This window comes from Bartonella queenslandensis AUST/NH15 (genome assembly GCF_000312585.1).
Taxonomy (GTDB): domain Bacteria; phylum Pseudomonadota; class Alphaproteobacteria; order Rhizobiales; family Rhizobiaceae; genus Bartonella; species Bartonella queenslandensis_A.
In genome coordinates this window covers 56818-65547 of the sequence record NZ_HE998006.1, presented here as the reverse complement: position 1 = coordinate 65547, position 8730 = coordinate 56818, and the positions used below count along the sequence as shown (strand labels likewise).

Here is an 8730-nt window from a genome sequence, read left to right as displayed (position 1 = left end):
ATTTCTAGTTCTTTAAGCTTTTTTCCTAAAAGGATACCTTTTGAAAAACCTTTTTTTATTAAATCGTTACCATTAATGGGAAAAGTTGGAATCTGCCATTTTTGAACAAGATGATAAAGTTTGAGATAATTTTCTACTTTTTGCAAAGCATCTCCTTTTTCTAGAGTATCGACATGTGATGCAGCAACAGACAAGGATAATTGATCTAAAACCGGCTGTCGCCCATGAAAATAAATCAGTTTTTGCACAAAATGATCAGAACAGTTTTGGTTTATTATTTCTAACTCTGCCCATTCCTTTAATCGTGTTGTTTCCTTATGGGAGAAACGCAAGCGCTGTGCTATTTTATGAAGACGTATAGGATCAGGAGGAAGAAGACTTTCTAACCGTAAAAATGGATCAACTTTCCAACCAAGCGTCTGCTCTGTTTTCACCAATGCGTGAATTGCATCAATGCCCCATTTTTCTGTTTCAGGAAAAATGAGTGACAAAATTCTACTTTGTCGCATCCATAAAAGAGCACGTGTTGGGTCAGAAGCCAAAAGAAGCTTTTTCATTTCTGCCCAAATACGCTCAGAAGAAAGTTTTTTTAAACCGTATTTCAAACGAACACATGCCTTCAATCCTTCCCCATCCGGACGCCCCGCTCCATACCACGCAAAAAAGCGAAAAAAACGTAAAATACGCAAATAGTCTTCGCTAATACGATTTTCAGCAACACCGATAAAACGAACTGTTTGGTTTTCAATATCACTCAACCCTCCTACATCATCATAAAGGTTGCCAGCAGCATCACAATAAAGAGCATTGATTGTAAAATCACGCCGTTCAGCATCTTTTTTCCAATCACGACCAAAAGCCACTTTTGCATGACGACCATCTGTTTCAATATCGCTGCGAAGTGTTGTGACCTCATAAGCACATGAATGTGCAATCACTGTTATTGTACCAAACGCAATCCCTGTAGGAATAGCTTTAAATCCTGCTTCTTCTACACGCGTGATAATCTGTTGCGGTAAGCAGGTTGTCGCAAGATCAATATCACTAATAGGCTGCCCTAATAGTTGATTGCGCACTGCTCCCCCCACGATACGCGCCTCTTCCCCCTCTAAAGATAAAACACGAAGAAGTGTCTGGATATCACTTTTTTGTAACCACGCAACCTGTTTGAAGTTCTGTCTTATATTCACCCTTTAACCTTCCAAAAAAGTTGTTTTCATTGCTTTAAAGAACTCTCTTTATAAAACAAAGTTTTTAAAACATCCCTTATAAAACATGTCTTTTTCTTTCAAAGAAACTTTTCTCTTCGTATATACGAATATAAAAAACGGCTTAGAATGCTTTTTTTCTTCTCATTTTCTGTTACAAACAATAAAATATCCATTATCATGCAGAGAAAATTATTATTTTTGTGACAAACGCCTTAAGGAAAAAATATGAATCACCGTGATCCAGCATCTAATTCTGTGAAAAAGGTTAATACCAAACATGAAGCCCAAGTCATTATTGAGGATATTGATACGGCACATAAAGAATTAGATATTATACAACAAGAAATTGACAAAGTTATTTTTGGGCAAAGTCATGTCATTGAATATGCTTTAACAGCTATTTTTGCTGGTGGTCATGCTCTTCTTATCGGCGCTCCAGGGCTTGCAAAAACACGTCTTGTGGAAACATTGGGAACCGTTTTAGGGCTTGATGAAAAACGTATCCAATTTACCCCAGACTTAATGCCATCGGACATTATCGGTTCTGAAATTATGGATTCCGATAAAGAGGGAAAACGTTCTTTTCGCTACGTTCAAGGTCCTATTTTTACGCAACTTCTCATGGCTGATGAAATCAATCGTGCCTCTCCACGCACGCAGTCAGCTCTTTTACAGGCTATGCAAGAATATCATGTAACTGTTGCAGGTACTCGTTATGATTTGCCACAACCTTTTCATGTTCTTGCAACACAAAACCCCCTCGAACAAGAAGGGACCTATCCACTTCCTGAAGCTCAACTCGATCGCTTTTTGATGCAAATTGATATTGACTATCCTGATCTTACAACAGAGCGGCGAATTATTTTAGAAACAACAAAAGAAAAAAAATCAAATGCAAAAGCAATTTTATCCGCCCAAAAATTGCAAAAAATTCAAAATATCGTTCGCAAAATGCCTCTTTCAGAAAATGTGATCGAAGCTATTTTGAAAATTGTCCGCTCAGCCCGCCCTGATAAAGACAATAGCCTCGCTAATACTTATGTTTCTTGGGGTCCTGGTCCACGCGCATCACAAGCTCTTTCACTTTGTGTTCGTGCTCGTGCTCTTTATTATGGGCGTTTAGCGCCCTCACTTGATGATGTTGAAGCATTGGCCTATCCCGTATTACAACACCGCATGGCTCTTAATTTTTCTGCCCGTGCTGAAGATATAACCGTAAAAGACATTATCAATAATCTTGTGAAAGATGCTCTTTAAAATGGCTATTGGCAAAAAAGTTTTACAAAAACCTCCATTGTCTCTGGCAAAAGAGTTGTATAAGGATACTGGCAAAATGCCTCATCTCCTTTTACAGGCACGTCATATTGCCAATACACTGATAACCGGATGGCATGGGCAGCGCAAACGCGGTAATGGAGAAAACTTTTGGCAATTTCGTCCCTATATGGAAGGAGAATCCATTACCCGCATTGATTGGCGTCGCTCAGCGCGGGATGAAAATATGTATCTACGTGAGCACGAATGGCAAATGACACAAACCGTTTGGCTTTGGCCTGATCAAAGCGCATCGATGCATTACTGTTCGCGCTTTTCTAAAATCTCTAAAGGCAATCATGCCATCATTTTGACCCTCGCCTTGGCATCACTTCTGGTACAAAGTGGCGAACATATTGCTATTCCCCACTTAATGCCCCCCACAATGACTTCCAATGTCGTAGAAAGAATAGCTTTCGCTTTAGAAAATTGTTCAGATGAAAATTCATTTCCAGATTTTTCAACGATTACACGCTTTTCACATGCCATTATAATGAGTGATTTTCTCGACCATCCTGATAAAATTATCCAACATTTAAACGTTTTATCGAGAAAACAGGTGACAGCTCATTTAATTGAAATTACTGATCCTGCAGAAGAAAGCTTTCCCTACACAGGGCATACAGAATTTTTTGATCCCGAAACGAAAGAAAAACACATTTTTGGAAAAGCAGAAAATCTTCGTAAGAACTATTGTAAGCGATATCAAGCACGGCGACAAGAATTGATCAATTTTTGCGCACGCCAAGGGTGGTCTTATCACGTTAGTACAACGGATCAACCTTTAACAGAAACTATTTTACATCTTGCAAATACAATAAGTGACTCTTCATTGCAAAAAAGGAGGGAACTTTGAGTTTTGCTGCTCCCTTTCTGTTATTAGGACTCTTGTTGCTACCGGTTATTTGGTGGCTGTTGCGGATAACCCCTCCATCTCCGCGTAAAGAACTCTTTCCTCCTTTACGTTTCTTACCCAAGCCAACTCACCAGCAGGAAACAGCAAAACATACCCCTTGGTGGTTGCTCTTGTTGCGTTTAACCATCGCTGCACTTGTTATCATAGCTCTAGCCCGCCCCACTTGGAATCAAAAACCAATAAGCTTTTCCGGATCTCACCCCCTTGCACTCATTATTGATAATGGTTGGGCATCTGTAAAAGAATGGAAAAAACGCATCTCTATCGCTGAAATGCTCCTTGCACAAGCAGAAAAACAGCAAAAAAATATTTATCTTATTGCGACGGCTGAAAATGATATCTCCAATGTAGAACCTCAATCAGTAAAGATTATAAAACAGCAGTTAATGCATTTACAACCGCGTCCTTGGCCTGTCAATCGTGTAAATACCTTAAAAAAACTCAGCAAAATAAACAAAGGAAAACCTCTTGATATCGCTTATTTAAGTGATGGATTGCAAACACAAGATGATGAGCAAACTTTTGCTCTACTTGAAGAATTAAAGCCTAGAAACTTCTTATGGTATTTGGCTGATATTTCCGATTTAATCGGCATAACATCCATAGAAAATAACGATGGAAATATGGTCGCGCGTATTATTCGCTCAACAACACACGGCACAACACCTGCTACACTCAGCCTTTACGATTTAAACAATCAACTTCTCGGTCAATTTACAAAAAATTTATCTAAAGGCGAAACAACAGCACTTGTTCCTTTTGATGTCCCCCTTGAACTACGCAACGATATTGCTTGGATAAAAATCAATAACCAAAACCATGCTGCTGCAACTTTTTTAGTAGACAGTCATAACAAGGTGAGCCGCGTTGCTCTTCTCTCCCCTGATACCAATGAAATGGCACAGCCTTTACTTGCTCCATTTTATTATATTATCAAAGCATTACGAGGTCATACACAGCTTATAACTTCCAATCGAAGAGAACTTTCAACGGATATTGATCATTTGCTTAAACAAAATCCATCCGTTTTCATTATGGGAGATATGGTTAATATCCCTGAAAAAGCAGAAAAAAAGCTTTCTAATTTTGTGAATAAAGGGGGAACACTCATTCGCTTTGCAGGAGAAAAACTCAGTAGTGCAGAACATTACGATGGTCTCCTTCCGGTACCGCTGCGTCAGGGGCAACGTTCCCTTGGAAGTATTATGTCTTGGACAAAACCACAAAAGCTTGCCCCTTTTGCAAAAAATAGCTTTTTCTTTGATCTTCCTTTTCCAGAAGATGTCACTATCTCGCGCCAAATCCTTGCAGAACCAACCTCAGATCTTTTTGAAAAAACATGGCTTAGCCTTTCGGATGGAACCCCTCTTATTACCGCAGCAAAACGTGATAAAGGAACCCTCATTCTCATTCATATTGCCCCTGACCCTACATGGTCTAATCTTCCTCTTTCTGGCTTTTTTGCACAAATGTTGCAAAAACTAATCACATTAGGGGCTTACAAAAACACAAACCTAACACACAAAGAAAAAAGAACAATGGTACAAAATCCTTGGCGAACCATAGCCGCTGATGGACAATTACAAATCCCCCCCTCTACTGTTGTACCACTAGTCTTTGACGCTCAAAATCCACCCCATCCTTCCTATCATACGCCTCCAGGGCTTTATGGTGTCAAAAACAATTTTTATGCACTCAATCTCTTAACTGATTCATCGCGCTTGATGAAACAATCATCATTACCAACTTCTCTTCATAAGAGCCCTTTATCTTACGATACAAAAGAACAAAATCTTACCGGTCCTTTTTTAGGATTAGCCCTGTTATTATTCGCCTTTGATAATTTTCTCATTTTATGGATGGGAGGTATTTTTTCTTTTCATAAACGGCGTAATATGTTTCTCCTCCCTCTCACCATTTTGATTGCCCTGTTTTCATATGATCCAAGGCTTCATGCCCAAACGACAGAAAATTATCATGATAGTGTACAAGCCGCTGGTGCAACGCATCTTGCCTACGTTGTAACCAACAATCATGAAATTGATACAACGAGTAAAAGTGGTCTAGAAGCCTTAAGCCAATTTATTGCAGAGCGCACAATGCTTACCCCCGGCTCTGTTAGAGCACTTGATCTCGATAAAGATGAACTCTCCTTTTATCCTCTTATTTACTGGCCGATTGATGTTAAGAGTCCTATGCTAACTCCCAAAAGTCTTGAAAAAATAAATAACTTTATAAAGCATGGGGGAACTATTCTATTTGACACGCGTGATCAGACAAAGAGCAATCTTAACCTTGAAGGAGATGCTACTCCAGAAACGCAAAGATTACGAGCCATCTTAAAAGGATTGAATATTCCCTCCATTGAGCCCGCATCAACAGATCATGTTGTTAGTCGTTCTTTTTATATTATGCCGGATTTTCCTGGTCTCTACCGTGGTTCACCTTTATGGGTTGAATCCTCATCAACGAACAAAAAAAATAAAAATTCTCTTGCTAGCGGCGATAATGTAAGTTCCCTTCTCATCACCGCAAATAACTTTGCCGGAGCGTGGGCACTTGATGAAAAAGGGACATGGAAATATCCCCTTGTTCCCAATGATCCAATGCAACGTCTATGGGCATTTCGTGCAGGACTCAATATTGTCCTTTATGTGCTTACTGGGAACTATAAAGCAGACCAAATTCATGTTCCAGCGCTCTTGGAACGCTTTAAAAGAGAAAGAAGGCAATGATACCATTTTTCACTTTTCAGCCTTTTTTACCACTCTTTTGGCTTCTGCTGTTAAGCGGAATATCCATGTTTTTTGTCATTGTTGGTTTTGTTACACGGCGTCAAGGATCTTTATTTCGTCTGATGGCATTGAGCACTCTCATTCTTGCTTTGCTCAATCCAATGTTTATCAAAGAACAACGCGAACCTCTGAAAAGCACGGTAGGTATTGTCATTGACCGCAGTAAAAGCCAAACTTTTGGAACACGGATAAAGGATAGTGATGAAGCACGCGCGCAATTAATCGAAACATTGGCGCATTATCCACAATTTGAACCACGTTTTATTGAAGCTGGAAAACTTGCTGATAACCAATATACCCTCTCAACGAAGTTATTTGATGCTTTAACACAAGCACTTTCTGATGTACCCCCCTCTCGTTATGCAGGAACTATTTTTATCACTGATGGACAAGTGCATGACATTCCTGACCTATCAGATCTTCATCATGAGGCTCCTCTTAATGCTTTGATCACAGGGCGTTCAGATGAATTTGATCGTCAAATCAAGTTTATTTCTCCTCCACGCTTTGCCCTTGTCAATAAACCACAAAGGCTCTCCATTTTGGTAGAGGATCAAGGAGCCCCCCAGACAACAATACCCCAGAAAGCCAATATTACACTCAGCGTTAATGGACAAGACGTTGGCCATTATTCTGTGACTCCTGGTATTATTTTTCAAGCTGAAATTACCCTTCCTCACGCTGAAAAAAATATTATCCAAGCAACAACTGAACCTTACAAAGGTGAATTAAGCTTTGAAAACAACCGCGCCATAACAACCATTGAAGGCATTAGAGAAAATTTACGCGTTCTTCTTATTTCAGGTGCCCCTTATAATGGAGAACGGACATGGCGTGACCTTTTAAAAGGAGACTCCAATATTGATCTTGTTCACTTTACGATTTTGCGTCCCCCCAACAAAGCAGATAATACGCCTTTAAGCCAATTATCCTTGGTGGTCTTTCCCACAAGAAAACTCTTTGTTGAAGAGATTAATAACTTTGATCTCATCATCCTTGATGGTTACCAGCACTCTGCTGTTTTGCCTTTAATCTATTATGATTATATCGCCCAATATGTACAAAAGGGTGGTGCATTGTTGATGGTAACAGGACCTGAATTTACCCAAAAAAACTCCCTTGCGAAAACACCTTTAATAAGCATTCTACCGGCATTGCCCAATGGAGTTATTATTGAAAAACCTTTTCGTCCCGCATTAACCAAAGAAGGTGAACGTCATCCTGTCACGAGGGATCTTGCAACGCTTAACCTTCCAGCTTCTCAATGGGGGCGATGGCTGCGACAAATTGCTATTCAAAATATAAACAACGGAATTGCTCTCATGAAAGGAGCCGATGAACAACCACTTTTACTTCTTTCCCACGTTGATAAAGGGCGTGTAGGCATGCTGCTTTCCGATGAAAGTTGGCTTTGGGCACGAGGTTTTGAAGGTGGTGGTCCTTATGCAGCTCTTTATCGCCGAATTGCCCATTGGCTTATGAAAGAACCAGAACTTGAGGAAGAAAAATTAAGCGCGACCAGCAGCCATCATCATTTAACAATTCGCCGACAAACTCTAAAAGACCATCCAGAACCCGCGGAAATAACTTTTCCTTCTGGAAAAAAACAAAATATCGTCTTTACTAAAGAGCAAGAAGGGCTCTTCAACGCAACTATAGCCACTGATGAGACAGGGATTTTTACCATAAAAAACGGCGATCTAACAATACTGTCTTCTGTAGGTATGGTCGATAATCTTGAACTGTTTAACTTAATTTCAACACAAGAGAAATTAGCCCCTATTATCAAGCACACTGGTGGCTACATTGGACGTTTACACCCTGAGGGAAAAGAAAACATTCATCTTCCTCCACTCAAGCTGATTCAATCAAAAATAAACCTGTCATCTTCCCCAGCACATTCAATTATTTTGAAAGAAGCAACAGAAACTCGTTTAATCAATACCTTTTATTTTTCAATATTTTCTGGTTTTTTTGCACTGCTTATCTGCCTTTTATTGTTGAGCAGCATGTGGTATCGTGAAAGCCGTTAAAAAGTCCTGAGATTTCGTAGAATAGTTTTAAAATTCAGCTTATCTTTTTATCTATTTACTTGTTTTTTTACACTTAGATAAAATATTGACTTATAATAAATAATTTAACATTTTTTCATATTAAACTACTATTCTCTATAGAATTTTTCTTATTTGTAATCCTTTCCATATTAAATCCAATTAAAATCATTCTCTTCACATCATGAGAAGAGCACTGTATGAATAAAAACTATTGAAAAAGAGAGAAAAATGTCTCTTATGAAGCCTCTTAAAGCAAAGTTTTTTTATAAAGTTGGAATGAGGTAGTATGATGGCTTTGGTTAGTACTTTGTATAAGTATAAAGATGGTGGTGCATAATAAGCCTTATAAACGAGACTTTTCATAAAATGAAATCAAGTGCACTGGGAAATATTTTTTCAAAAAATATGTGAATGTACAACACAATGATATTTTATTGGGG

5 protein-coding genes are annotated in these 8730 nt (G+C 38.9%); 4 read left to right on the top strand and 1 reads right to left on the bottom strand.

Annotation, left to right across the window (positions count from 1 at the left end):
• A partial coding sequence (locus BN338_RS06845) for a CCA tRNA nucleotidyltransferase (RefSeq protein ID WP_039760361.1) occupies positions 1-1190 on the bottom strand: 1190 nt, incomplete at its 3' end.
• Positions 1191-1436: 246 nt separating this feature from the next.
• On the opposite strand from BN338_RS06845, the gene BN338_RS06840 reads away from it, so the two are divergent.
• Genes BN338_RS06840 through BN338_RS06825 form a run of 4 tightly spaced genes read left to right on the top strand, consistent with a single transcriptional unit; the run spans position 1437 to position 8269 of the window.
• Positions 1437-2468: an AAA family ATPase gene (locus tag BN338_RS06840; protein ID WP_039760360.1), complete on the top strand. Its 1032-nt coding sequence runs from the start codon at positions 1437-1439 to the stop codon at positions 2466-2468.
• 1 nt (position 2469) lies between these two features.
• Complete coding sequence (locus BN338_RS06835) at positions 2470-3381, top strand: DUF58 domain-containing protein (RefSeq protein WP_039760389.1); 912 nt, start codon at positions 2470-2472, stop codon at positions 3379-3381.
• A complete protein-coding gene (locus BN338_RS06830; RefSeq protein WP_039760358.1) occupies positions 3378-6176 on the top strand; it encodes a DUF4159 domain-containing protein in 2799 nt (932 codons plus the stop codon). Before BN338_RS06835 ends, BN338_RS06830 begins: the two co-directional genes overlap by 4 nt.
• Entirely contained in the window at positions 6173-8269 is a 2097-nt protein-coding gene (locus BN338_RS06825; protein ID WP_039760356.1) for a glutamine amidotransferase, read from the top strand. The genes BN338_RS06830 and BN338_RS06825 overlap by 4 nt, the downstream gene beginning before the upstream one ends.
• The last annotated feature ends 461 nt before the right edge of the window (positions 8270-8730 follow it).

What these genes read in the sequence shown, in the direction of transcription:
- BN338_RS06825 (WP_039760356.1), top strand. Translation starts at nt 6,173, where the DNA reads ATGATACCATTTTTCACTTTTCAGCCTTTTTTACCACTCTTTTGGCTT.
- BN338_RS06840 (WP_039760360.1), top strand. Translation starts at nt 1,437, where the DNA reads ATGAATCACCGTGATCCAGCATCTAATTCTGTGAAAAAGGTTAATACC.
- BN338_RS06835 (WP_039760389.1), top strand. Translation starts at nt 2,470, where the DNA reads ATGGCTATTGGCAAAAAAGTTTTACAAAAACCTCCATTGTCTCTGGCA.